This window comes from Streptomyces sp. NPDC006544 (assembly GCF_040611715.1).
Lineage (GTDB): Bacteria > Actinomycetota > Actinomycetes > Streptomycetales > Streptomycetaceae > Streptomyces.
Genome location: NZ_JBEXOV010000014.1, coordinates 63,209 through 87,879, shown reverse-complemented (window position 1 = coordinate 87,879; position 24,671 = coordinate 63,209). Strand labels below are relative to the sequence as shown.

At 71.6% G+C, this 24,671-nt stretch carries 25 protein-coding genes and 1 tRNA gene; 9 read left to right on the top strand and 17 right to left on the bottom strand.

The annotated features are described in order from the left end of the window. Nucleotides 1-6 precede the first annotated feature (6 nt). From ABZY44_RS09910 to ABZY44_RS09875, 8 genes are all read right to left on the bottom strand, one after another. Nucleotides 7-1,344: an MFS transporter gene (locus ABZY44_RS09910; protein WP_356651786.1), complete on the bottom strand. Its 1,338-nt coding sequence runs from the start codon at nt 1,342-1,344 to the stop codon at nt 7-9. Nucleotides 1,345-1,530: 186 nt separating this feature from the next. Continuing rightward, nucleotides 1,531-2,787: an ATP-grasp domain-containing protein gene (locus ABZY44_RS09905; RefSeq protein ID WP_356651784.1), complete on the bottom strand. Its 1,257-nt coding sequence runs from the start codon at nt 2,785-2,787 to the stop codon at nt 1,531-1,533. A 35-nt stretch (nt 2,788-2,822) separates the two neighbouring features. Then, the gene (locus ABZY44_RS09900; protein ID WP_356651783.1) at nt 2,823-4,124 is read right to left on the bottom strand and encodes an ATP-grasp domain-containing protein; all 1,302 of its coding nucleotides are present in this window, start codon (nt 4,122-4,124) and stop codon (nt 2,823-2,825) included. A 33-nt stretch (nt 4,125-4,157) separates the two neighbouring features. Continuing rightward, the gene (locus tag ABZY44_RS09895) at nt 4,158-5,414 is read right to left on the bottom strand and encodes an ATP-grasp domain-containing protein (RefSeq protein WP_356651781.1); all 1,257 of its coding nucleotides are present in this window, start codon (nt 5,412-5,414) and stop codon (nt 4,158-4,160) included. Next, a complete protein-coding gene (gene ectB, locus ABZY44_RS09890; protein WP_356651779.1) occupies nt 5,411-6,706 on the bottom strand; it encodes a diaminobutyrate--2-oxoglutarate transaminase in 1,296 nt (431 codons plus the stop codon). The genes ABZY44_RS09895 and ectB overlap by 4 nt, the downstream gene beginning before the upstream one ends. A gap of 35 nt (nt 6,707-6,741) precedes the next feature. Next, nucleotides 6,742-8,115, bottom strand: a complete 1,374-nt coding sequence (purD, locus tag ABZY44_RS09885; RefSeq protein ID WP_356651777.1) for a phosphoribosylamine--glycine ligase — start codon at nt 8,113-8,115, stop codon at nt 6,742-6,744. Nucleotides 8,116-8,117: 2 nt separating this feature from the next. Then, entirely contained in the window at nt 8,118-9,347 is a 1,230-nt protein-coding gene (locus tag ABZY44_RS09880) for a fatty acid desaturase (RefSeq protein ID WP_356651775.1), read from the bottom strand. Continuing rightward, the gene (locus ABZY44_RS09875) at nt 9,347-10,165 is read right to left on the bottom strand and encodes an ArpA protein (protein WP_356651773.1); all 819 of its coding nucleotides are present in this window, start codon (nt 10,163-10,165) and stop codon (nt 9,347-9,349) included. Before ABZY44_RS09875 ends, ABZY44_RS09880 begins: the two co-directional genes overlap by 1 nt. A 409-nt stretch (nt 10,166-10,574) precedes the next feature. Here ABZY44_RS09875 and nudC point away from each other — a divergent pair, with 409 nt between their 5' ends. The 5 genes from nudC to ABZY44_RS09850 all read left to right on the top strand — a co-directional run bounded on the left by nudC (nt 10,575) and on the right by ABZY44_RS09850 (nt 15,063). Then, complete coding sequence (gene nudC / locus ABZY44_RS09870) at nt 10,575-11,546, top strand: NAD(+) diphosphatase (protein ID WP_356651771.1); 972 nt, start codon at nt 10,575-10,577, stop codon at nt 11,544-11,546. Between the two features lie 77 nt (nt 11,547-11,623). Then, nucleotides 11,624-12,655: an asparagine synthetase A gene (locus tag ABZY44_RS09865; protein ID WP_356651769.1), complete on the top strand. Its 1,032-nt coding sequence runs from the start codon at nt 11,624-11,626 to the stop codon at nt 12,653-12,655. Beyond that, entirely contained in the window at nt 12,652-13,959 is a 1,308-nt protein-coding gene (locus tag ABZY44_RS09860; RefSeq protein ID WP_356651768.1) for a glutamate synthase-related protein, read from the top strand. The genes ABZY44_RS09865 and ABZY44_RS09860 overlap by 4 nt, the downstream gene beginning before the upstream one ends. 4 nt (nt 13,960-13,963) lie before the next feature. Beyond that, complete coding sequence (locus ABZY44_RS09855; protein WP_356651766.1) at nt 13,964-14,413, top strand: rhodanese-like domain-containing protein; 450 nt, start codon at nt 13,964-13,966, stop codon at nt 14,411-14,413. Between the two features lie 2 nt (nt 14,414-14,415). Beyond that, nucleotides 14,416-15,063 (top strand): GPP34 family phosphoprotein, encoded by a 648-nt coding sequence (locus ABZY44_RS09850; protein ID WP_356651764.1) that lies wholly within the window; start codon nt 14,416-14,418, stop codon nt 15,061-15,063. 78 nt (nt 15,064-15,141) lie between these two features. Here ABZY44_RS09850 and ABZY44_RS09845 read toward each other — a convergent pair. The 5 genes from ABZY44_RS09845 to ABZY44_RS09825 form a co-directional block, all read right to left on the bottom strand. After that, nucleotides 15,142-15,228 (bottom strand) — tRNA-Ser (locus tag ABZY44_RS09845). Nucleotides 15,229-15,318: 90 nt separating this feature from the next. Next, on the bottom strand, nt 15,319-15,747 hold the full coding sequence (tadA, locus tag ABZY44_RS09840) for a tRNA adenosine(34) deaminase TadA (RefSeq protein ID WP_356651839.1): 429 nt from the start codon (nt 15,745-15,747) through the stop codon (nt 15,319-15,321). Between the two features lie 50 nt (nt 15,748-15,797). Further along, a complete protein-coding gene (locus ABZY44_RS09835; RefSeq protein ID WP_356651762.1) occupies nt 15,798-16,364 on the bottom strand; it encodes a hypothetical protein in 567 nt (188 codons plus the stop codon). A 264-nt stretch (nt 16,365-16,628) separates the two neighbouring features. Further along, entirely contained in the window at nt 16,629-16,802 is a 174-nt protein-coding gene (locus ABZY44_RS09830; RefSeq protein WP_356651760.1) for a hypothetical protein, read from the bottom strand. Between the two features lie 91 nt (nt 16,803-16,893). Further along, the gene (locus tag ABZY44_RS09825; RefSeq protein ID WP_356651758.1) at nt 16,894-17,835 is read right to left on the bottom strand and encodes a universal stress protein; all 942 of its coding nucleotides are present in this window, start codon (nt 17,833-17,835) and stop codon (nt 16,894-16,896) included. 194 nt (nt 17,836-18,029) lie between these two features. Here ABZY44_RS09825 and upp point away from each other — a divergent pair, with 194 nt between their 5' ends. Continuing rightward, complete coding sequence (gene upp, locus ABZY44_RS09820) at nt 18,030-18,665, top strand: uracil phosphoribosyltransferase (RefSeq protein WP_356651756.1); 636 nt, start codon at nt 18,030-18,032, stop codon at nt 18,663-18,665. Nucleotides 18,666-18,691: 26 nt separating this feature from the next. Here upp and ABZY44_RS09815 read toward each other — a convergent pair whose 3' ends face one another. After that, nucleotides 18,692-19,315, bottom strand: coding sequence for a LytR C-terminal domain-containing protein (locus ABZY44_RS09815; protein WP_356651837.1), 624 nt, complete (start codon nt 19,313-19,315; stop codon nt 18,692-18,694). Nucleotides 19,316-19,523: 208 nt separating this feature from the next. Then, nucleotides 19,524-19,820, bottom strand: a complete 297-nt coding sequence (locus tag ABZY44_RS09810) for a type II toxin-antitoxin system VapB family antitoxin (protein ID WP_112446725.1) — start codon at nt 19,818-19,820, stop codon at nt 19,524-19,526. Nucleotides 19,821-19,908: 88 nt separating this feature from the next. Between ABZY44_RS09810 and ABZY44_RS09805 the strand changes: the two genes are divergently transcribed. Together ABZY44_RS09805 and opcA are read left to right on the top strand one after the other, a co-directional pair. Beyond that, nucleotides 19,909-21,480: a helicase HerA-like domain-containing protein gene (locus ABZY44_RS09805; RefSeq protein ID WP_356651754.1), complete on the top strand. Its 1,572-nt coding sequence runs from the start codon at nt 19,909-19,911 to the stop codon at nt 21,478-21,480. Between the two features lie 106 nt (nt 21,481-21,586). Beyond that, nucleotides 21,587-22,522: a glucose-6-phosphate dehydrogenase assembly protein OpcA gene (opcA, locus tag ABZY44_RS09800; RefSeq protein ID WP_356651752.1), complete on the top strand. Its 936-nt coding sequence runs from the start codon at nt 21,587-21,589 to the stop codon at nt 22,520-22,522. Here opcA and ABZY44_RS09795 read toward each other — a convergent pair. Beyond that, nucleotides 22,468-22,944, bottom strand: a complete 477-nt coding sequence (locus tag ABZY44_RS09795) for a cupin domain-containing protein (RefSeq protein ID WP_356651750.1) — start codon at nt 22,942-22,944, stop codon at nt 22,468-22,470. The two genes, opcA and ABZY44_RS09795, sit on opposite strands and share 55 nt — an antisense overlap. A 93-nt stretch (nt 22,945-23,037) precedes the next feature. Then, complete coding sequence (locus ABZY44_RS09790) at nt 23,038-23,643, bottom strand: HhH-GPD-type base excision DNA repair protein (protein ID WP_356651748.1); 606 nt, start codon at nt 23,641-23,643, stop codon at nt 23,038-23,040. Nucleotides 23,644-23,750: 107 nt separating this feature from the next. Here ABZY44_RS09790 and ABZY44_RS09785 point away from each other — a divergent pair, with 107 nt between their 5' ends. Beyond that, nucleotides 23,751-24,563: a VOC family protein gene (locus tag ABZY44_RS09785; protein WP_356651746.1), complete on the top strand. Its 813-nt coding sequence runs from the start codon at nt 23,751-23,753 to the stop codon at nt 24,561-24,563. Nucleotides 24,564-24,671: the final 108 nt, after the last annotated feature.

The following is a 24,671-nucleotide window of genomic DNA, read 5'->3' as shown; positions in this document are numbered from 1 at the left end:
GGCGGGTCAGGCGGTGGCCGCGACCGGCCCGTTCTGCGGCTGCGCCGCCTGCGCGTCGCGGGCGGCGATCATCCGCTCCAGCCGCAGGACCAGCGGGATCCCGATCGTGCTCGCGCAGACGAGGAAGACCCAGGGCCAGACCGCTCCCTTGGAGAGCAGCAGGGTGAGCAGTCCGGGAGCCAGGGTCTGGCCGACCGTCCAGGAGAGCTGGAAGACCGCCAGGTAGCGGCCGCGTGCGTGCTGCGGAGCCAGCGAGACGCTGAGGTCGTCCATCGGCGGGGCCTGGACGATCTCGGCGAGGGTGTAGATGAACATCGCCACGTACAGCCCGGCGACCACGAGCCAGCTCGGGGACATGCTGAGCGCGCCGAAGATCCCGAAGGCGAGGATGTTGAGTCCGCAGGCGAACGCGATCAGGCGGGTCTGGCGGAAGCGCTCCAGCTGCCTGCTGACGACCGTCTGGGTCACGGCCACCTGAATGGTGTTGAGGACGAGCAGGGTGCCCGCCAGCCACGCGCCGCGGTGCAGCCCCTCGATGATGTAGACGGCCAGCAGCACGCTGTTGAGCATCGCGCCGAAGACGCACAGCAGGTTGAGCGAGACCATCGTCATGTACGGACGGTCGCGCAGCACGGTGGCGTACGAGACCTTCGCGGGCGGTTCGTCCGTGGTCTTCGCGGAGGCGGCCGCCGCCCTCGCCGCGGCTTCCGCGTCGGGCCGCCAGGTGAGGAGGAGGGCGGCGCCGAGGACGAAGCTGAGGGTGTTGGCGATGACGACCCCGTCCAGGCCGGCCCGGCCGCCGACGCCCACGGCGAAGGCGGCGATGGCGCCGCCGAGCCCCAGGCCCATGTTGCGCAGGGCGCGGACGAAGCCGAACCAGCGGGGCCGCTCGCCGTCCTTCGCGGCCAGAACCACCAGGCCGCTGCTGCTCGTCCAGTACGCGGCCTGGCCCGCCTGGGTCAGCAGTGCCACGACCACGATTTTCCACACCTCGTCGGCGAGGAGGAACCCGCCGAAGCCCACGGCCGAGACGACGTTGCCGCAGGCGGCCACCGTGCGCGCGCCGAAGCGGTCGATCAGCGGGCCGACCACGATCGCGGTGGGGAAGGCGAGGAACCGCGCCAGGGTGAGCGCGGCGCCGATGGCCGGCAGCGACAGCGTCGTGGTCTGCGAGAAATAGACCACGATGAAGGCCAGGACCAGGCCGCTGCCCACGCTGTCGATGGCGTGCGCGCCGACGAGGTTGCCCTGGCCCGTCATCTGGGGAAGCCCCAGCCGGGACATCAGGCTCTCACCCTGAGGGGGCGGTGTCGGCCCGGGAGGATTCGCGGTCGTGTTCGTCATGGGGGGTTCCTTCACAGCGTCGTCGAGAGGGCGGGGCGAGCCAGGGGGCGGGGGGTGGAGGGCGCGGCGGACGCCCGGGAGCCGCGGGGCCGCGTGGGCCGCGGGGGCGGCCGGAGCGGCGGGACGTGGCGTTACGTGTCGGGACGTGGCGGTAGCCGGGCCCGGTCCGGGCCCGGCTGCGCCGGATCAGTCGGTCGTGGTGGGGCGGGTCCGCACGGTGATCTTGCCGACCAGCGCCTCGCACAGCTCCACCGCGGCGTCGGTCGTGTCCGCCCGCGCCACGAGCTGGCCGATGCGGTCGAAGTTCTCCGTCACGGGCCTGACCAGGTCACCGGGCGACACGCCGGGGTCCACGTCGAGCAGGCCGGGATGGGCACGGACCTCGTCCAGACCCTGCACCTCGACCACCTCGCCCGGCTCCGCGGTCAGGAACCGGGTGGCGGCCGCGGCGCCGGCCCGGGGAGCCGGGGCCGCGGGCAGCGGCGGCAGCAGGCCGAACGGCCCGGCCACCGCGTACTCCTCGAGGTCGACCCCGTGCACGTGCCGGGTGAGGTCCATGATCCGGCCGCCGCCGACCCGGTCGTGCGACTCGATGACGCGCGGCCCGGCGGACGACAGGCGCACCTCGGTGTGCGACAGCCCGTCCCGCAGTCCCATGACGGTCAGGAACTCGCCCACGTACGCCACGAGTTCGCTCTCCTGCCCGGCGGTGAGCCGGGCCGGCTGGGCGTGGCCCCGCTCGACGGCGCCGTCGGTGATCTTCTCGGTGATGGCCACCACCGCGTGCGCGCCCTTCGACGAGACCGCTTCGACGCTGTACTCGGGGCCGTCGATGTACTGCTCCACGAGGAAGCGGTCCACGGGATGGAACTGCGACAGCTCCAGGTCGGTGCGCCCGCGCAGGCTCGCGGCCCTCTCCCAGGCCCCGGACACCTCCTGCGGTCCGTCGATCCTGGTCACGCCCCGGCTGCCCAGGCCGTCCACCGGCTTGAGGATCAGCGGGTAGCCGTGCGCCTCGCCGAACGCGGTGAGGGCCTCGGGGCCGTCGACGAGTTCGGCGGCCACGTCGGCCAGCCCGGCCCCGGCCAGGACGCCGCGCATCTCCAGCTTGTCGCGGAACCGGCGGACCACCGCGTGCGGGGTGCCCTCCAGGCCCAGCAGGTCGTTGATCCGCCCGACGGTCTCCAGGGCCGGCTCGGCCAGGGACATCGCCCAGGTGAACCCGTACACCTCGTGGGCGGCGCGGATGAGCGGCGCCGCGGTCTCCCAGTCGGTGTAGTCGATGAGCAGGGTGACGTCGGCGGCCTCGACCTGGCCGGGCAGCAGCCGGTCCTTGTGCTGCACGAACACGGTCCTGAGGCCGAGGGCGCCGGCTTTCCTCAGCGCCTCCGGACGGCCGCCGACGATCAGGATGGTGGGGTCGTGAACGGCGGATCCGGCCATGGGATTCTCCTTCGCCTCCTCGGTGCCCGGCACGGTCAGTACCGCCGGGTCAGGTCTTGCCCGATGAGCGGGGAGCTCGAGAGGCGGTTGTTGGGGTTGTCGCCCAGGGGCGCGCCGTCGAAGACGGTGGCGTGACGGGCCTCGACGGCGGCGGTGTGCACCTGGGCCGCGGTGTCGGCGGTGACGACGAACATGGCCACGGCGTCGAGCTGGTCCGCCCGGCCGGACAGGGCGGCTCCGGGCGTCTTGGTGAGGCGGCAGCAGATCGCCGACTCGGGGAAGGTCACCTCGGTCATGACGGTGGCGCCGGGCGGCGGCAGCAGCAGCATCTCGGTGGAGAACCGGGTCGGGCGCTCCAGGAACGACACGTCCGGGCTGATCCCGCAGGCCAGATCGGTCAGGGCGACCTCGTGCCGGGTACCGAAGGCCTCGCCGATGGTGACGACGGAAGCGGTTCCGGCGCTGCGGACGTTGAAGTCGATCAGCTCGACGTCGCCCTCCTCCGGCACCATGAACTCGATCTGCGTGGGACCGTGCACGACGCCCATGGCGTGGTGGATGGCCTTGGCCTTCGCGATGATCTCCGCGCTGCGCGGGTGGTGGTACGGGAACTGCAGGCCCATCTCCACGACCGGGTCGGAGGCCAGGACGTAGCGGCCGGTCAGGCCGAGGACGTGCACCTCGCCGCGGTCGACGAGGGACTCCACCGACAGCAGCTCGCCGGCGGCCTCCTCCTCCAGGACGAACTCGCCGTGCTGGTGGATGTAGTCCTTCATCAGCGGGTTCACGACCGTGACGGACCGGGTCTGCTCCGCGGCCGCGCGCAGCTCGGCGAGGGAGGAGACCCGGAAGCACAGGGAACTGCCCGTCCCGTTCGACGGCTTGAGGACGGCCCCGGCCCGGAAGGGCCACTCGGTCCACGTCAGCGCCTCGGTCAGGGTGGCCGAGCCCAGGCCGGAGAGGCCCGCACCGCGCAGCTTGCTGCGCACGGCGGCCTTGTCGAGCACCTCCACGACGTTGCGCTCGCCGTTGTTGGGCAGGCCCGCGAGCTCGCGCAGCGCGGCCTCGTACGGCAGGACCGCCTCGAAGGCGGCGTAGGTGCCGACGACTTCGTAGCGCTCGTGCACATCGGTGACGATCTTGGTGATCAGGTCTCCGTCGGACCAGGAATCGATGCTGATCAGCTCGTCGATCAGCCCCTCGGGCACCGCGAAGGGGCCGGAGTCGCGCAGGGGGTCGTGGTTGAGGGCGACGATCCGGTGGCCGCGGGCCTTGGCCTCCTTGGCCACCAGCACCATGTGGTTGAGGAGTTCGAGCAGAACGAAAGCTTGCGTCATGAGAAGTGGTCCTTGCCAGGAAGAGAGGGAGAGTCAGCCGGCCTGCGCGTAGCGGATCGGCCGGTAGTCGGCCAGCCGCCGGAAGTCGCGGTACGCCGCCTCGTAGTCCTTGTTGGAGACGAGGAAGGTGCCGCCGTTGGCCAGCAGCGAGTTGCTCTTCTCGATGCGGTCGCCCACGGAGACCTTCCACGTCATCTCGACGTCGCTCTCCAGCACCGGCTCGATGAGCTCGGCGACCGTCCCGTGCGTCTTGGGCACCACGCCGTCGTAGCAGTAGATCTGCTCGCCGTCGTACGGGCGGCTCCGCACCCCGGACTCGATCTCGAAGGCCAGGTTGACGAAGGCGACGCCGTAGTTGCGCTGCATCGCGGCGAGTCCCGCCATGCCCTTGAAGCGGGCGGCGACCTCGAGGAAGACCATCTCGTCGTCCTCGGTCAGGAACAGCTCCAGGTGCGAGCCGCCGTCGGGCCGGCCCAGGGCGTCGAGGGCCAGGTCGGCGAAGGCGACCATGCGGGCCACCCGCGGGTCGGAGTCGATCAGGTTGATGTCGGCGTTGACCTTGCCGCCCGGGACGTCGAGGGAGTTCACCAGGTACTCGGTGACACCGCCGAACACGGTCGCGCCGGAGCGGGAGACGATGTTGACGCTGTACATCGTCCCTTCGACGAACTCCTCGTACTCGTAGTTCCGGCCGAAGTCGCCCTCCAGTGCCAGGAATCCGGGGAGGTCGGAGATCTTGTAGACGCCCTCGGCGGCGGCCGCGTCGGTCGGCTTGATGATGAAGGGGACGCCGACCTCGTCGGCGATCGCGTGGAAGTAGCCCTCGGCGTCCTCGGCGAACCGCTGGGCGGAGTAGTGGCCGAACCTCGGCACCCGCACGCCGGCCTTGCGCAGCAGGTCCTTCATCAGGATCTTGTCGCGGAACGGCAGGATGTCCTCGAGCTGCGGGCCGCGGATCCCGAAGTGCGTGCGGATCTCGGCGGCGACCAGCATGTTCTGCTCGTCGTAGCAGTGCACGCTCAGGTCCTCGGTGCCGTTCTCGGCGACCAGGGCGCCCACGGCGTCCCGGGCCTCGTCGAGGTCGACCAGCGAGTACAGCATGGGGGTGGGGTCGTCCTGCCCGCAGCGCACGACGTGGATCCGGTCGAACCACTCGCGCTGCTCGGCGGCCAGGTTCTCGACGTCGCGGTCGGCGAAGATCCCGATCAGGCGGACCTCGGAGGGGTCGACGAGGAGGTCGCGGCGGAAGACGCCGAAGCCCCGGGTGGAAATGATGACGGCGGTCTTCATGAGGTGGTGGACCCGCATTCTGCGTCGGTCGCCAGATCGGTGATGGCGGAGATGATGATGTCGAGCCCCGTGGAGAGGGTGACCTGACTGATGGTGAGCGGCGGCAGCAGCTTCAGGACCTCGCCGTCGCGACCGCAGGTCTCGACGATCAGGCCCCGCTCGAAGCAGAGCCGCGAGACCTTGGACGCCTCGAGTCCCGGTACGGGGCTCAGGTCGATGCCGTACATGAGGCCGAGGCCGCGCACCTCGGCGCCGAAGCGGCCCTCGACCCGGCGTTCCAGGCACTCCTGGACCAGGGCGCCCTTCTTGACGACCTGCTCGGCGAAGGCACCGTCGGACCAGTAGTGGCGCAGGGCCGCCGTGGCGGCGACGAAGGCGAGCTGGTTGCCGCGGAAGGTGCCGTTGTGCTGACCGGGCCGCCAGATGTCCAGCTCGGGCTTGATCAGCAGGAGGGCCATGGGCAGGCCGTAGCCGCCGATGGACTTCGACAGGGTGACCAGGTCGGGGACGATGCCGGCCCGCTCGAAGGAGAAGAAGGAGCCGGTCCGGCCGCAGCCGGCCTGGATGTCGTCGACGATCAGGAGGATCCCGTACTGGTCGCAGACCTCGCGCAGGTCCTGCAGGAACGGGATGGGCGCCAGGTAGACACCGCCCTCGCCCTGGACCGTCTCCAGGAGCACGGCCGCCGGGAGCTCCACGCCCGAGCTGGGGTCCTCGAGGAGCATCTTGAGCAGGTCGATGCTGTCGAACTTGCCGAGCGGGGAGTCGGGGTACGGGATGTGGGTGGTCTGCGGAAGGGTGCTCTCCAGGCCCTGGCGGTAGTAGCCGGAGCCGGTCGCCGCGAGGGATCCCGTGCTGACGCCGTGGAAGCCGCCGCTGAAGGCCACGACGTTGGTGCGTCCCGTCACCAGGCGGGCCAGTTTCAGCGCCGCCTCGACGGCGTTGGTGCCCGACGGGCTGGTGAACTGGACCCGGTAGGACAGGCCTCTGGGTTTGAGGACGAGATCGCGGAACGCGGTCAGGAACTCGGCCTTGGCGGAGGTCGAGAAGTCGAGGCCGTGCATCAGGCCGTCGCGCTCGAGGTAGCCGAGGACCGCGTCCTTCACCGGCTCGGGGTTGTGCCCGTAGTTGAGGGAGCCCGCCCCGGAAAGGAAGTCCAGGTAGCGGGACCCGTCCGCGGTGTAGAGGGTGTCGTTCTTCGCGGTGGAGAACACGGCCGGGAAAGACCGCGAGTAGGTACGGACGGCGGACTCGATTTCCTCGAAGACCGTCGTGCTGGCGGCTGTGGTCATTGCGGTGCCTTCCTGGGTCTCAGGGACGGGGCGGGTTAGGGAAGTGCGGCTACGGCCGGTGTCGCGGCCTCTGCCAGTGCCTGCGGGGTCCAGCCGGTGAGGGGCTGCCGCAGTACCCCGATGTCCGCGCGGTAGCGCATCCCGGGGAAGGAGATCCTGGCGATCTGTGCGTAGGAGCGGGCGCGGGCCTCGTCGAGGGTGGCGCCGGCGCCGACGACGTGCAGGACCCGGCCGCCGTTGCTGACGGGCCGGCCCTGCGGGTCCTGCGCGACGTTCGCGTAGAACACCCGGGCCAGGTCCTGGTCGACCTCGGCGAGACCGCTGATCGGCTGACCCGTCTCGAACCGGCCGAACGGCCAGCCCGGCGCCGCGTCCGCGTCCAGCGGGTCCAGGCTGCCCTGGGTGAGGGCGACGGTGCAGCGCACCAGGTCGTCGGTCACCAGTTGCCGGCGCCCGACGGTCCGGGCCAGCACGGCGTCGCAGAGCTCGGTGAAGTTGCTGCGTACGGCGGGCAGGACCGCCTCGGCCTCGGAGTCGCCGAAGCGTGCGTTGATCTCGATGACGCGCAGGCCGCCGGCCGTGAGCATGGCGCCCACGTACACGAAGCCGCTGTAGTCGAGCTGTTCCGCGCGCAGTCCCGCCATCAGCGGGTCGAGGAGGACCCGCCGGACCTCCTCGACCAGCTCCGGCGAGACGTCCGGGTGCGGTGCGAGGGATCCCATGCCGTCGCAGTTGCCTCCGGCGTCGCCTTCCAGCGTCCGCTTGAAGTCCAGCGCGGTCGGGAACATCAGGTAGTCCTCGCCGTCGAGCAGCGCGAACACCGATATCTCCCGGCCGTAGAGGCGCTCCTCGATCACGACGTGGAAGTCCTCGCCCTGGGCGTCGGCGAAGCGGGAGACGGCCCGCTCCGCTTCGGCCGGGGTGGTGCAGACGATGGCGCCGTCCCCGTCAGGGGTCAGGCCGTCGGTCTTGACGACGCAGGAGTACGGCACTTCGTGCACGTACTTCCTCGCGGCGTCGGGGTCGTTGAACGCCGCGTACTGCGCGGTGGGCAGCCCGTGTTCGACGCAGAAGACCTTGCCCTGCTCCTTGCTGGTCTCCAGCCGGGCCGCCGCCCTCGACGGGCCGATCACCTGGTGGCCGTGGGCGCGGAGGTCGTCCGCGTAGCCGATGGAGAGCGCGTCGATGTTGGAGACGAAGACGAACTCCACCGGGTTCGCGGCGAGGAAGTCCAGCGCGGTCGCAGGATCGTCCAGCCGGATCTGCGGCACGGAGACGATGCGCGGCTCGTCGGACGCCGCGCAGCCGGGTCCGTAATAGACCGTTACGGTCGGGTCGGTGCGTACGAACAGATCGCAGATCGCATGACCGCGACCGGTCCCGTCCACCACAAGTACACGACGGTTCATGGTTACTGTCCCGGTGATTCGGCGCCCGAAGGCGCGGAGGAGGCAGAAGCGGAGGCGAGCTGGGTGGCCGACTCGCTCCACTCGGTCGGGACGACGCCCTCGGGCAGGCCCGTCAGGACGTTGTCCACCTGGCCCGCGGCGCGGAGGTGGTCGGCGAGCGACCCCCAGACCTCGGTGTAGCGCTCCGGCCGGTTGCCGACGTCGTCGGCCCTGATCCAGGGCGAGTTGGCCCAGTCGCAGGCCGGCATCACGTGGTGCAGGTCGTGCTGGACGGTGTCGCCGACGAGCACGAACATCCGGTAGGAGGAGTGGACGACGAGCATCCGGAAGGTCCAGCGGGTCCAGGCCCCGGCCCTGCGCAGGCCGGTCACCGACGCGTCGGGCACCGCCTCTCCGCAGAAGCGGCCGAAGGTGAGCAGGTCACGCTGGTCGCGGGGGAGCCGCTCGTGGTTGCCGAACAGCCACCAGCGGTGCTCGGTCATGGTGTAGAGGTACGTGCAGGACTGGAAGAACACCGAGACCGGCACCAGCCACAGCACCAGCCACTCCATCCACCAGCCGGTGAGGGCGATGAAGGCGGCGGTGGCGGCGAGGTAGACCAGCGACATGACCAGCCGGTACCGGGGTTTGACCCCGATGAAGTTGGACTTCAGCCGGCCGAAGAAGAACCGCGAGTGGTGGGCGGGCGAGAACAGTGCCCCCCAGATGTACTTGCGGAACTCCGTGCGGGTCATGCCGGGGCGCATACCGGTCGACAGCAGGTAGTGCGTGTCGCCGTCCTTGAGGGAACAGGGGAAGGCGTGGTGGGCGAGGTGCTCCTTGCGGTTGTCGTCGTACGGCGACCGCCAGAAGAAGGTGCTGATGAGCTCGCCCACGATCCGGTTGCCGCGCGCCGACTTGGTGAACATCCGGTGCAGCGTCTGGTGGATCACGACGACGTCCAGGCGGCGCATGCCGCCGCTGGTCACCAGCCAGCAGAGGATGAGCACCGGCACCGACCAGGCGGTGAACGGGTGCAGGGCCCAGGCACCGACCGAGATGCCGGCGGCCATCTGTCCGAGGCCGAGCAGTCCGGCCTTCGCGGGGCTCCAGGGGATCAGCTGCTTGCCGCCCTCGAGCGGAACGCCGGTGATCCAGGTCAGGTACGGCTGGACGAAGCCGGGCAGGCCGCGCATCGTCTCGCGCGGACTGATCTCCCGGAGGCCGTTCTCTTCGATCTGTGGCGCGCCCATCAGACGCCGACAGCCGTTTCGCTGGCCTCGGTCGAGCCGCCGGTGCCGCCGAAGAGGACGTCGTTGGTCTCGTGGGTGATGTTGCGGCCCAGGTCGGCGGTGTTGGCCCACGTCATGTTGACGATCGTGCGGGTGCTCTCGCCGCGGATCGGGTACACGCGGTGCATCGTCGTGTCGGTCTTGACGATGTACGCGTCACCGGCTTCCAGGGCGTACGAGCGCACCTGGCTCTTCAGCAGCGCGCCGTGCACGTCGGGGTTCTTCTTGTCCCACGAGGTGTGCGGGACGGCCTGGACGAAGCCGCCGTCGCGGTAGTCCGGGGCGTGCAGCACGAGGATGAAGCCGTAGGTGTAGTCGTCCCAGTGCCAGCCGTGGGTGTCACCGGACTTGCCGAGGCGGCTGATCACGTAGTGCTCGCCCTCGTACGGGCAGGTGTGCACCTCCTCGCCGACCACGTCCGACAGCAGGTCCTTGACCGCCGGGGAGAAGTACAGGGCGTCGATGAGCGGGCCGTGCTCCTTGATGACCGGCTGTCCCACGGTGGTCATCTGACGCGGCGAGTTGTCGGTGATCTCGAAGGTGAACTTGCGGTCCACGCCGTGCTCGTCCATGATCCCGCCGGCCTCGGCCTGCAGGGCCGCGAGGAGCTCCGGCGGGCAGAAGCCGCGCAGCGGGACGATGTGCTCGTTCTTGAACTGCTCCCTGACCGCGTTCGCCGCGTCGCCGGCGAATATCTCGGCGAGGTGTTCGCGGAGGATTCCGTCCACCTCGTCGGCGGCCGGTACGGAAGAGGCGACTTCCGTGTGATGAAGAGTCACTGGTTTCCCTCGTTAGGTGTACTCGATGGGGCAGCGGTTCCGTCCGGTTCCATCCGGGCCGCGCGTACAGAGGGGCATCGATTCCGCATCCGGAAGACGCCCTGATCGCGCTCGGCGTGGTGCACCGCTTCTGCCACACCGAGCCTGACGTGCGGGAATCGTGGCTACAAGGGCGGGAGGACTTCGTGATTGCGTCTGGCGTAAGAAGGACGCCCCCACGCCGGGCCCACCCCGCGCCCCGGGCGCCCGGGCGTCCGTCCCGGCCGCGCTGTCGTTCTTGTGACTGGCGTGATCACGAGGTGCGGCCGTTCTTGCGGGAGGGCCCGGCGCGGGGCCAGTCTCGGATCAGGCGGCCACGGTCCGGCCCCCTTCGACCGAAGCGACCCCGAAGGCTGGAGCGAACGCGTCCATGGAATCCCTTGCGTCCCGAGAGGCGGCTCCGGCCTATGTACGGGTAGCCCTGGACCGGGCGGGCGGGCACCGCGAGGACCCGGCCTGGGTGGCCGCCACGATGGCGTCCCCGGACGCGGACTTCGTTCCTCTGTGGAACGGCCGCTGCCTGCTCGACGCCGCCACCGGCGCTCCCCTCAGGCTGCGCGGAGCGGCGGCCGCCGCCACCGTGGCGGCCGCCGGACAGCTCGTGCTGCTCGGTACCGACGGACGGCCCGGGGACGGGAACGGCCCCGGCGGGCCGGAAGCCCGACCCCGCGGGGTGTTCGCCGCCGACCTGTCGGACCTCGGCGAGCAGGAGGCGCTCGGACTCGCCGGCGCGGCCGCCACGGCCGACGTCCGCGACCTGTTCGCCGGGCTGACCGCCGCCGACGCCGCACTGCTCGCCTGCGCCAGGGGCCTGCTCCACTGGCACCGGCGCCAGCGCTACTGCGGGGTGTGCGGCTCCGCCACGGCGAGCGCGCACGGCGGACACGTCCGTCTCTGCGGCTCCGCCGACTGCGGTGTGCAGCACTTCCCCCGCATCGAACCCGCAGTGATCGTTCTCGTCCAGGCACCGGGCGACCCGGCCCGCTGCCTGCTCGCCCGCCATCGCGGCGCACCCGAGAACTCCTTTTCCCTGCTGGCTGGTTTCGCCGAGATCGGCGAGAGCCTGGAGGGAGCCGTGGAGCGCGAGATCTTCGAGGAGGCCGGCCTACCGGTCGTGCCGCTCTCGTACGAGGGCTCCCAGGGCTGGCCCTTCCCGGCCGGCCTGATGGTGGGCTTCCGGGCCCGCGCCACCTCCGAAGTGATCCGCGTCGACCGGCGCGAACTGCTCGACGCCCGCTGGTTCACCCGGGACGAACTCCGCGCCCGCCTCGCGGACGGGCACTCCCTGGGACCGGCCGACTCGCTCGGGCACCGCATGCTCCACGACTGGCTGTACGGCTGACCCGCGCCGCGGCCCGCTCTTCGTACACACCTTTCACGCTCTTTTTCGACGCCCTCCGACCTTTTGGGGAAGCAGCCATGACCATCGCACCCGTCTCGCCCGTCCAGGCACTGCCGGACGCCGTCCAGGACGCCTTCGTCCCGCCGGCGCCGCTGCAGCACCTGCGCTCGCCCGCCACCCGGGCCACCCTGCGCATCCAGCAGCGGATCCTGGCCGCCGCCCGCGAACTGCTGGGCGCCGAGGGCTTCATGGAGCTGCTGCCGCCGACCATCGGCGCGGTGACCGACCCGGGCGGCCGTGGCGCCAAGCAGGTGGACATCGACTTCTACGGGCACACCTACAAGCTCATGACCAGCGGCATCCTCTACAAGCAGGCCTCGCTGCTGGCCTTCGACAAGATCTTCAACGTGGCCCCCAACGTCCGCATGGAGCCGCTGGAGACGGCCACCACCCACCGCCACCTCGCCGAGTTCCACCAGATCGACGTGGAGGTCGCCGGAGCCACCCGCGACGACGTGACGGCGCTCGCCGAGCGGCTCGTGCGCCACGTCGTCGCCGCCTGCATCGCCGACATGGGCGAGGAACTGGCCGTACTGGGACGGGACGTCGACGCCCTCAGGGCGATCGCGGAGACGGACTTCGGCCGGATCACGCACCGGGAGGCCGTCGAGCGGCTGCACGTCCTGGGCCACGGCCAGAGCACCGACGCGGAGCTCGACTGGGAGGGCGAGGAGCTCCTCTCCCGCAAGAGCCTGGGCGCCTTCTTCGTCGTCGACTACCCCAAGGGCTCCCGCGGCTTCTACGACCGCGAGAGCACCACCGACCCCGGTGTCCTGCACAACTTCGACCTGATCCTGCCGGGCGGGTTCGGCGAGGTCATCAGCGGCAGCGAGCGCGAGTACGAGTACACGCGGCTGATCACCCGGATGCGCGAGACCGGCGAGAACCCGGCCAAGTACCGCTGGTACCTGGACATCGCCCGCGAGGGCCTGCCCGCCAGCGCCGGCTTCGGCATCGGCCTGGAGCGGCTCACCCGCTGCGTGGCCGGCCTCGACGCCGTGTGGCAGGCCTGCTCCTTCCCGAAGATCCCCGGGGTGGTCTCGGCATGACCGCGCACCCCCTGGGCGCCCCGGGATACGAGGAAGAGGCGATACGCGACAGGGCGCGCCGCGGCGCGGCGGCCGTCTTCCCCGAACCGGGCTCGTACGGACGGGCACTGCTCGGCGCGGAGCCCGGCGGCCCCGCCGGCGGCGACCCGCTCGACCGGATGCGGATCGTGCCGCCCGTGTTCGTCCCGCAGCGCCTGGAGAAGCTCTTCGACCTGGGCGAGGAACCGCTGCCCAGCGATGTCGTCCTGGCCACCTCGATCGGCGGCTTCTTCTCCCCCGTGCCGCTGTACGTCTCCGCCTTCGGCTCCACCCAGGTCGCCTCGTCCACCCTGGGCGAGGACCTCGGCCGGCAGGCCGGCCGGCTCGGCATCCCTATGGTGATCGGCGAGAACGTCGTCCCGGTCAACGGCTACGGCCGCGGCGGCGAGAGCCGCCCCGGCTCCCTGCTGGCCCGCATCTCCGGATACCTGGAGGCGGGCGGCACCTCGGGGGGAATCGTCGTCCAGCAGTCCACGCAGGACGCGGACGCCGAGGTCTGGAACATGGTCTACAGCGACCCGACGGTGGCCCCGCTCCTCGAATCGGGCCGGCTGGCCTTCGAGCTGAAGGTGGGACAGGGCGCCAAGCCCGGCCTGGGCGGGATCACCCTCGTGGACCGGGCGGCCGCCGGATCGCTGTCCGACCGCTTCCAGATCACCGACACCTACGGCTCCGACAGCGACCAGGTCGTGCGCTGCGCCACCCCGGGGACCTTCACCGAGGAGATCCTCACCCAGCAGATCCGGCTGATGCGCAACAACTACCCGCGCTGCCGCGTCTGGGTGAAGCTGCCCCCGGGCCGCGACATCGCCCGGGCCGTCGACGTGGCCCTGCGGGCCGGCGCCGACGCGGTGAGCGTCGACGGCGCCGAGGGCGGCACCGGCTGGGCGCCGCGCGTCTTCCTCTCACAGGTCGGACTGGGGCTCGGCGAATGCCTGGCCCGGATCCGCGCGGCGGGCGGTGCGCAGCGCGGGCTGCTGGCCTCCGGGCGGATGTGGGAGGGCGGGCGCGCCCTGAAGTGCCTCGCGCTGGGGGCGGAAGCGGTCGGGCTCGGCCGCGCCGCACTGCTGGCGGTCGCCGAGGACCCGCAGGAGGGCCTGGTGCGCCTGGTCGAGGCGCTCCGCCTCGAACTGCAGCTGCTGATCAGCGCGCTCGGCAAGTACGACGTGTCCGCCCTCTCGCCGGAGGACCTCTGGCTCCCGGAGTCCACCGCCGCCCCGGCGCCCACTGCTTCACTCAACTCCGTCATGGGAAAGGTGTCGTGACCTCATGAGCCACGAAGAAACGAAGACCGGTCTGTTCGCCGAGCTGTCCGACGAGGACCACAAGGTGCTCGGCGTCCCCGCGGCCGACCCGGCCGAGGCCGTGGAGTACTTCTACCGCACCAAGCTGCGCTGCGAGACGGACGCCTACGACGTCCACCACGACCTGCGGGCGGGCCACGGCGGCTTCGTCGTCCTCGACGTCCGCAAGCCCGAGTCCTACCGCGCCGAGCACGTCGCCGGCGCCCGCAACCTCTCGCACCACGACATGACCCCCGAGGACGTGGCGGCCCTCGATCCCGGGCAGGTCTACGTCACGTACGGCTGGGGACCCGGCTGCAACGCCGGGACCAAGGGCGCGGCCAAGCTCGCCGCCCACGGCCTGCGCGTGAAGGAGATGCTGGGCGGCATCGAGTACTGGAAGAGGCAGGGCTTCCCCCTCGAGCAGGGCAGCTGACCTTGCGGCGCCCGTCCGGCGGAGGTCCGCCCCTGCACGAGACGCTGCTGCTCGCCGTGGCCGGCTCCCTCGACCAGGTGGTCGTCCGGCGCCGGCACCGCGAGCTCGGATACGCGCTGGCCGCCGCCGTACTGCTGGACCTGGAGCGGACCGGCCGGGTCGAGGTGCGGCCGGACGAGGTGCTCGTACGGGACTACGCGGCCGCGGCCGACCCGGTCGGGGACGCGCTGCTCGAGCGGATGGTGCTCGCCGACCGGGCGCTCGGCGCACGGGCCTGGCTGGAACGCGGGGCGGACGGGGCGCTGAGCGCGGTACGCGCCCAGTTGCTGGAGGCCGGCCGGATGACGCGGGTGCGCAGCAGCCGGTTCGGCCTCTTCCCGGTGGTCGGCCACCTGCCGAGCGACGCGCGCGAGGCGGCCCGGCTGGCGGCCCTGGTCCGTGCGGCCGCCGCGGCCGAGGACCCGCAGCGCGCTCCGGAGGGCGCCGCGGCGCGGGTGCTGGCCACCATGCTCGGCGCGGCCCGGCTGGGGCCGGCGATGGGCTGCGCGCCGGCGCCGCGGGCCCGGTGCTCGCCGGCCGTGGCCGTGGTCGCCGGGGAACTGTCGCGGGCCGTCGCGGCGGCCTGCGTCCCCCTCGTGTTCGGCGGTTGAGTCACCTCGACGCCTTCACCGGCCGGGACAGCAAAACCGCCCCTGACCCGTCGGAACGGGTCAGGGGCGGTTCAAGAGCGGTAGCGGTGGGATTTGAACCCACGGATAGCTTGCACCATCACACGCTTTCGAGGCGTGCTCCTTCGGCCGCTCGGACACGCTACCGAGAGAGAGCTTAGCCCAAGGTGGGCCGTGCTCTGAAATCCATACCCTCGGACGAGGATCCCCGCGGCCCCGCCCGTGTCGCGCCCGGGGTCAGAGATCGCGGAAGAAGTCCTTGAGCTGCCGGGCGCACTCCCCCGCGAGGACGCCCCCGACCACTTCGGGCCGGTGGTTGAGCCGGCGGTCCCGCACGAGGTCCCACAGGGACCCGGCCGCGCCCGCCTTCTCGTCGGCGGCCCCGTAGACGACCCGGGCCACCCGCGCCTGCACGAGCGCGCCCGCGCACATCACGCACGGCTCCAGGGTCACCACGAGGGTGCACCCCGGGAGCCGCCATTCCCCGAGCGCGGCGGCCGCCCGGCGCAGCGCCAGGACCTCGGCGTGCGCCGTCGGGTCGCCGGTCGCCTCGCGCTCGTTGTACCCGGTGGAGAGGAGATCCCCGTCCGGGCCGAGCACGACGGCGCCGACCGGCACGTCGCCGGCCGGCACCGCCCGTGCGGCCTCCTCGAGCGCCAGGCGCATGGAGTCCCGCCACTGGTCCCGTACGGGATCGGGTGCGTGCGCGGTGATCACTAGCGGACGGCCTCCAGCACCTCGGTGGCGCCGAGCGAATCGGCGATCTCCGAGAGGGCGTCCCCCTCCAGCGTCATGAGTTGCCGGTGGCTCACCCCGAGGTCGTCGAGCAGCCGGGGGTCGCCGAGCGGGCCGGAGGGCACCGGTTCGGCCCCGGCGCGGGGTTCGTCGTCCGCGTCTTCGTCTTCTTCCTCCTCGGTGTCTTCGTCCGCGTACGAGGCGATGGCTTCGTCCTCGCCGTCTTCGGTGCCGTCGAGGTCGAGTTCGTCGAGTTCGACGTCCTCCTCGTCCTTGCCGAGCAGCTCGTCGGTCAGCATCGAGCCGTAGGAGCTGCGGGAGGCGGTGGAGGCGTTGGACACGTAGTAGCGCGGGTCTTCCTCGCCGTCCACGCGGACGACCCCGAACCAGGCGTCCTCCTGTTCGATGAGGGCAACCACCGTGTCGTCGTCGACAGCGGCGGAACGGGCGAGATCGATCAGATCACTCAGGGACTCGACGTTGTCGAGTTCCATGTCGCTCGCTTCCCACCCGTCTTCGGTGCGCGCGAGCAGTGCGGCGAAATACACCGTGACTCTCCCACTGGTCATAGGCGTGCCGGTTGGAGGTCCCCCCGGCCGGAGGTGGAGGGGGAGTGGAACGGCCGTCCTGCTCACCGTTTCGTACCCCGCCCAATCGGCATCGTGGCAGAAACGAAGGCTTTGCGAGAGGTCTTCCGCGCCGTGGCGCTGGCCGCGCGTGTTGTACGGGGGCTCCGGGGGCCCGGTCCGGCGGCGCGCGGCGGGGCGCCCGCGGCCTGGTCGGAGGCCGGATCCGGGACCGCGCCGGGGCCGTCACCAGCGGAAGGTGCGCATGCGCATCTGCTGGCGCATACGGGCCGCACGGGCGCGTCTGGGCTGGACGCGGTCGCGCAGTTCCCGGGCCTCGTGCAGGTCGCGGAGGAATTGCGCGCGCCGGGCTCTGCGCTGCGCCGTGCTTTCCGGTGTCTCGTGGTCGTCTTCGGGCATGGGTCACCGCCCCTGGATGGTCCGCTCCGGTCCGCCCCCCGCCCCCCACCTTCCCTCGGACCAGCGGTTTGATGCCACCTTCCGTCGCGTATCAGTCGGATTCCGACAGGGTCGGAATCACCGCCACCGGCCCGTGCGCGTGCTGGAGCACCGCGTTCGCCACCGAGCCGATCATCAGGGACCGGATGTGCCGGCGCGGGTGGTGGCGGCCCACCACGACCAGCGCCGCCGAGGCCGAGGCCTCCACCAGCCGGCCCGCCGCGTCCCCCGGTACCGCCGCCTGCTCGACGGGCACGCCGGGGTACCGGTCGCGGAAGGGGGCCAGCCGCTCCGTCTGGTAGCGCAGCATCTCCCGCTCGGCCGGCACCGCGTTGTCGTCCTCCCCCACCAGCGCCTCGGGCGGGATCACCGCGAAGGGGCTGTCGATCACCATCGTCGGCGACGGCGGGATGCTGTACGCGGAGACCACCTGGACGGCCGTCCCCCGCGCGGCGGCCTCGGTGAACGCGAAGTCCAGTACGTCGTCGGGGGTCTCCGCGGTGTGCAGCCCGAGCACGATCCGGCCGGCCGAGGGCTGTGCGGCGGCCCCGGCGGCGCGCGCCTCGTGCGCGACGACGACCACCGGGCACGCCGCGCTGGTGGCCACGGCGCGGCTGTTCGAACCGAGCAGCAGGGAGGCGAAGCCGCCCCGGCCGCGCGAGCCCATCACCAGCATCCGGGCGCCCTCCCCGACGGCCCGCAGCGCTTCGGGCACCGAGCCCTCCATCGGTTCGTAGGCCACTTCGGAGGGCATGGAGGGCCCCGTGGCCAGGAGCGCGCGGATCCGGTCACCGACGGGGTCGGCGAACTCCTGCGGCTCGGAGGCGTCGTGGAGCGAGGAACGGCGTGCCGCGTACAGCTGGGCGCTGTCGGGCAGCACGTGGGCGACGAGCAGCCCGGTGCGGTGGCGCACTGCCGCGGCCCGCGCCCACTCCAGCGCCCTGAGGCTGTGTTCGGATCCGTCGACGGCCGCGATCACCCGGGGGTCGGTCATCTCCCCAGACTGCTGGGGGTCCGGGCGGGTCGCATCTCCGGGCCGTCGGCGGCGCGGCCGCCGCTTCGGGCACGAAGGGGCGGGCACAGCGCGTAGCCTTTTGGGTGTGGGTCGCGCGTTCGCGCCCTTTTCTTACGGGTGGCGCGGTCGCAGGTCGCAGGCGGGAACCCGGCAGCTGAGTCTTGGAGGATGTTGTGCGTTTGCAGGTCGTGGATCACCCGTTGGTGGCGCACAAACTCACCACCCTGCGCGACAAGCGCACCGACTCCGCCACCTTCCGGCGCCTGGCCGACGAGCTGGTCACCCTGCTCGCGTACGAGGCCACCCGGGACGTGCGCACGGAGCAGGCCGACATCGTCACCCCGGTCGGCCCGACCACCGGCGTGAAGCTCTCCCACCCGCGCCCGCTGGTCGTCCCGATCCTGCGCGCCGGCCTCGGCATGCTCGACGGCATGGTGCGGCTGCTGCCGACCGCCGAGGTGGGCTTCCTCGGCATGGTCCGCAACGAGGACACCCTGGAGGCGTCCACGTACGCGACGCGCATGCCGGAGGACCTCTCGGGGCGCCAGGTCTACGTGGTGGACCCGATGCTGGCCACCGGCGGCACGCTGGTCGCGGCGATCCAGGAACTCATCAAGCGCGGCGCGGACGACGTGACCGCGGTGGTGCTGCTGGCCGCGCCCGAGGGCGTCGAGGTCATGGAGCGCGAGCTGGCGGGCACGCCGGTGACGGTGGTGACGGCCGCCGTGGACGAGCGGCTCAACGAGCACGGCTACATCGTGCCGGGCCTGGGCGACGCGGGCGACCGCATGTACGGCTCGGCCGAGTAGCCCGCGCCGCCGCTACGCGCCGCGGTTCAGCACTTCTTGGGAGGCGCGGGCTGGGGGTTGGCCAGGAGGGCCAGCGCCTTGTCCGCGTCCTCCTTCGTCGTGAGCTCCTTGAACGCGTCGCCGAGGATCAGATCGATGTCCGCGCTCTCGCGGGTGTCGGTCTGGTGCGTGGCGCCGGCCAGGTTGGTGCCCAGTACGGAGAAGGCCGCCTTGTCGGTCTGCGGCGAGCCGACCAGTATCCCGGCGTCCGGGACCTTCTTGTCGAAGTCGGCGGGGGCGTTGCCGACCTTGCCGATGGCGAAGCCGCGTTTCTTCAGCTCGTCGCCGACCGCCTTGGCGAGGCCCGCGCGCGGGGTCGCGTTGTAGACGTTGACCGTGATCTGGCCCGGCTGGGGGAGCGCGACCTGGGGTGCGGCGGAGGCGGCCGCGGCGCCGGCCTTGGGGGCGGGGGTGGCGCAGTTCTTGGCGGCCGCGGCGGCGTTGCGTTTGCCCGTGTCGCCGCGGAACACGTCGATGAGCTGCATCGCCCCGTACCCGATCAGGGCGAGCCCGACGATGGAGCCGAGCACGAGGAGGACGATCCGGCGGCGGCGTCGCGGGCGGGACATGCGGGGGTAAGCCGCTCCCGTTACGCGGTACTTTCCGCCCATGCCAGGGGGAGTGAGCATGCTCATGAGCGCAGCGTAATACCGACCGCTGCCGATGCCCACTGAATCATCTGTTGATAGGGCAAGAGCGACCCGAAAGGCGCAACCGGGACGCATCCGGCACCCGATGGGCGCGCGCGGGCCCGGCTCCCGGTCCGGCTCGCGGTCCGGCTCACCGTCCGGCCCCCGGCCCGGTTCCTCGCTTCGGCCCTCAGCCCAGTTCGAGGACGCGCGCGTGCAGGACCTGGCGCTGCTGGAGCGCGGCGCGGACGGCGCGGTGCAGCCCGTCCTCCAGGTACAGGTCGCCCTGCCACTTCACGACGTGGGCGAAGAGGTCCCCGTAGAAGGTCGAGTCCTCGGCGAGCAGGGTTTCGAGGTCGAGCTGGCCCTTGGTCGTCACCAGCTGGTCGAGCCGGACCGGGCGCGGGGCGACATCCGCCCACTGCCGGGTGGTTTCCCTGCCGTGGTCGGGGTACGGCCGCCTGTTTCCGATGCGCTTGAAGATCACACGGAAAGCCTACCGGGCCGGTGCCTGCGGGCGCAGCCTTGCGATGACGGTGCAAAGGTGGCAGACAGTACTAATCCGGGAGCGATAAATGAGCGAGACCACCGACCCCTTGTCACCGGCCCGCCAGATCGCGGCCGGCTACGTCTCGACCGGACCCACGCTCGATCTGGGCGCCCTGCTCTGGGACGGAACGTGCCGGCCGGAGCTCCAGATCCGCATCCCGCTGTCGATGCTCAACCGCCACGGACTGGTCGCCGGGGCCACCGGCACGGGCAAGACCAAGACACTGCAACTCATCGCCGAGCAGCTCTCGGAGAACGGTGTCCCGGTCTTCCTCGCGGACATCAAGGGCGACGTCTCGGGCATCTCCGTACCGGGCACGGTCAACGGGAAGATCGAGCAACGGGCCGAGGAGGTGGCCCAGGAATGGCAGGCCACCGGACACCCCGCCGCGTTCTACTCGCTGGGCGGGATCGGGCCCGGCATCCCGCTCCGGGCGACCGTGACGAGTTTCGGCCCCGTCCTCATGTCCAAGGTGCTCGAGCTCAACCAGACGCAGGAACAGTCGCTCGGGCTGATCTTCCACTACGCCGACACCAAGGGCCTGGAGCTCATCGACCTCAAGGACCTGCGGGCGGTCACCGCGTTCCTCGTCTCCGACCAGGGAAAGCCGGAACTCAAGGGCATCGGCGGACTGTCCACGGTGACCGCCGGGGTGATCCTGCGGGCCCTGACCGCCTTCGAGCAGCAGGGCGCCGCCGAATTCTTCGGCGAGCCCGAGTTCGACACCGGCGAATTCCTCCGGACGGCGGCCGACGGGCGCGGACTGGTCTCCGTGCTGGAACTCCCGGCGGTCCAGGACAAACCGCAGCTCTTCTCCACCTTCCTGATGTGGCTGCTGGCCGACCTCTACACAGGCCTGCCGGAAGTCGGCGACCTGGAGAAGCCCAAGCTCGTCTTCTTCTTCGACGAGGCCCACCTGCTCTTCAACGGCGCCTCGAAGGCCTTCCTGGACTCCGTCACCCAGACCGTGCGGCTCATCCGCTCCAAGGGCATCGGCGTCTTCTTCGTGACGCAGACCCCCAAGGACGTCCCGGCCGACGTCCTGGCCCAGCTCGGCAACCGGGTGCAGCACGCGCTGCGCGCCTTCACCCCGGACGACGCGAAGGCGCTGAAGGCGACGGTGAGGACCTTCCCCCACTCCGCGTACGACCTCGAGGAACTGCTCACCGGGCTGGGGACGGGCGAGGCGGTGATCACCGTCCTGAGCGAGAGCGGCGCGCCGACACCGGTGGCCGCGACCCGGCTGCGGGCCCCGCAGTCCCTGATGGGCCCGGTCGACGCGGCGGAGCTCGACCGGGCGGTCACCTCCTCCCCCCTCTACGCGCGCTACGCGCAGCCGGTCGACCGGGAGTCGGCGTTCGAGAAGATCAGCGCGGAGCAGGCGGCGGCGGAGGCGCAAGCCGAAGCGGCGGCCGCCGCGGCCGAGGAGGCGAAGAGCGCGCGCGCCCCGGCCCGGACCGCGCCGAAGCCGGACCCCTCCCTCGCCGAACAGGTGGTGGGCAGCGGCCTCTTCCGCTCCCTGGCCCGCTCCATCGGCACCCAGGTGGGCCGCGAGATCTCCCGCTCCCTCTTCGGCACGACCCGCCGCCGCCACTGAGGGATGCATTTCAGCCCCGCCGGCCGGTCAGGCCCCCGCGCAGCGGACACGGCGCGACCCCCGGCCACCGGTATCGGCGAAGCCGACCGGCTGCGAGACTCGGAGCATGCGGACCGAACTCACCGACACCACCTCCAGCAAGGTCAACAAGGCTCTGCTCGACGCCCGAAGGGCCGTCGGCAGCCCCACGATGGGTCTCGTGCTCAACCTCCTCGTCGCCACCGACGAGGAGAACGCCTACGACGCCGTCCGCGCCGCCTCAGAGGCCTCGCGCGAACACCCCTGCCGCATCATCGCGGTGATCAAGCGCACCGCCCGCGGCCCGCAGCGCCTCCGCCAGAACCGCCTCGACGCCGAGCTGCGCGTCGGCACCGACGCCGGTTCCGGGGAGATCGTGCTGCTCCGCCTGCACGGGACGCTCAACGAGCACGCCGGATCCGTCGTGCTGCCGCTCCTGGTGCCCGACGCCCCCGTCGTCGCCTGGTGGCCGGCCGACGCTCCGGACGCGCCCGCCCGGGACCCCCTGGGCGCCCTCGCGCAGCGCAGGATCACCGACGCCGAGGCCGCCGCCGACCCGGTCGGGGCCCTCGATGCCCGCGCCGCGGCCTACGCCCCCGGGGACACCGACCTCGCCTGGACCCGCCTGACCCCCTGGCGGTCGCTGCTGGCCGCCGCCCTGGACCAGAAGCCGCTCCCGGTGACCGGCGCGGCCGTCGAGAGCGAGCCCGGCAACGCCAGCTCCGAGCTGCTCGCCCGGTGGCTGGAGGACCGGCTCGGCGTGCCGGTGGACCGGGTGGCCACCGAGGGTCCGGTGATCACCCGGGTCCGGCTGACGACCACGTCCGGGGAGATTCGCGTCGACCGCCCGGACGGGGTCCTGGCCACGCTGCTCCTGCCCGGCAGCCCGGACCGCAAGGTGGCCCTGAAGATCCGCAGCAGCGCCGAGCTGATGGCGGAGGAGCTGCGCAGGCTCGACGCGGACGAGGTCTACGCTTCGGCGCTGCGCTTCAGGCGACCGGCCCAGGTGTCGCTCTCCGCGTAGTGGTTGTCGTAGACCGGCTGGCTGTCGATGATGTCCTGCACGGTCGCCTCGCCGGCCCGGACCCGGCCGAGCAGCCGGTAGTAGTCGAAGCGGCCCATGCCCGGGGTGAAGCCGACGAAGACCTCGGCCGTGCTGTCGGAGGCCGGGGCGAAGGCGTGCTTCACGCCGGGCGGGACGGCGATGAAGTCGCCCTTGACCAGGGTGTGTATCTCGTCGCCGACGAGGACGTCGAGCCGTCCGTCCGTGACGTGGAAGAACTCGGTCGCCTTGGTGTGGAAGTGCACCGGGGCGCCCGCCGCGCCGGCCTCGAAGCTGGCCGTGTTGCAGGTGAGTTCGGCGGTGTCCGTCAGCAGCGTGATCACACTGCCCGGGCCGTCGGAGATGGATTCGGCAGTGGCGGCGCGGGTCAGGTTCTCAGTCATGATCACGAGTCTACGGCGGGGGTCTGACAATCCCGGGGACGTTTTCGCGTATCTGCGCGAGCCCGCCCCGAACCGCCAACTCCACTTCCTCCACTAGCCCTTGGCGGTCTTGGCCGCCTTCGCCGCGGCCTTCGCCTCCTGCTTGTGCGCCCGTACCTTCGCCAGCGATTCGGGGCCGGTGATGTCGGCCGCCGACCGGTAGACGTCCGCCGGCCCGTACCCGCCGGCCGCCTCCCGCCAGCCCGTCGGCCGGACGGCGAACCGCTTGCCCAGGAGCGCCAGGAAGATCTGCGCCTTCTGCTCCCCGAAGCCCGGCAGCTCCTTCAGCCGCCCGAGCAGCTCGGCCCCCGTGTCCGCGTCGGCCCACACCTGCGCCGCGTCCCCCGCGTAGTGCTCCACCAGGTGCGCGCACAGCTGCTGCACCCGCTTCGCCATCGACCCCGGGTAGCGGTGCACGGCCGGCTTCTCGGAGAGCAGTGCCGCGAAGGCCTCCGGGTCGTAGGCCGCGATCACGTGCGCGTCGAGGTCGTCGGAGCCGAGCCGCCGCGCGATCGTGTAGGGGCCGGAGAACGCCCACTCCATCGGTACCTGCTGGTCCAGCAGCATCCCGACGAGCGCGGCGAGCGGGCTGCGGCCGAGCAGCGCGTCGGCCTCGGGCTGCTGGGCCAGCCGGATCGTGACGCCTGTGTCCTTGTCCATGCCCCCAGGGTCCCGCGCGGCGGCGCTCCCCGCGCGCTTGTCGGAGGCCGCCCCTAGCGTGAGGACGAGACGGGTCACGTCGTAGACGACACAGGAGTCGATCGATCATGGCTGAGTTCCCCGAAGGCGCCCCCTGCTGGGTGGACGCGATGTTCACCGATGTGGAGGGCGCCAAGACGTTCTACGCCGACGTACTGGGCTGGACCTTCGGCGAGTCCACCAGCGAGTACGGCAACTACACGCAGGCCTATTCGGACGGCAAGGCCGTCGCGGCCGTCGTCCCGCCGATGCCGGGCGGGGACGCGCCCTCGCAGTGGTGTCTGTACTTCGCCTCGGCCGATGCGGCGGCCACCGCCGAGAAGGTCAAGTCGGCCGGCGGCGAACTGCTGATGGAGCCGATGCAGGTCGGCTCGTTCGGCACGATGGCGATCGCCAAGGAGCCGAGCGGCGCGGTCTTCGGCATCTGGCAGCCCGGCGACCACAAGGGCTTCGAGAAGCTCGGCGAGACCGGCGCGTACGCCTGGGCGGAGCTCTTCTCGCGCGACGTGTCCAAGGTGGACGCGTTCCTGCCGAAGGTCTTCCCGTACGGGACCCAGCAGATGGACATGGGCGACTCCCCGGAGGCGGCCGGGATGGACTACAAAGTCTTCAGCGTGGGCGGCCCGGACAACCCGGTGCTGGGCCGGATGAACATGGGCACCGACTTCCCGCCGGAGATCCCCTCGTACGTCCAGGTCTACTTCGCCGTGCCGGACTGCGACGCCGCGGTGGCGAAGGCGACCGGGCACGGCGGCACGCTGCACTTCGGCCCGGTGGACAGCCCCTTCGGCCGCTTCGCGGCGGTCACGGACCCGCAGGGCGCGGCCTTCGCCGTGATCGACCTGTCCAAGACGGTCGGCGAGATGCCGAAGTTCGCGTAGCGCGCCTGCGGGGAGGGCGGCGCCACCGGCCCGGTGGCCCCGCCCTCCCCGCGATGCCCGTCATACGGCGCCCGCCCCGCGGGGGCCGTCGTACGCGGGTCCGGGCAA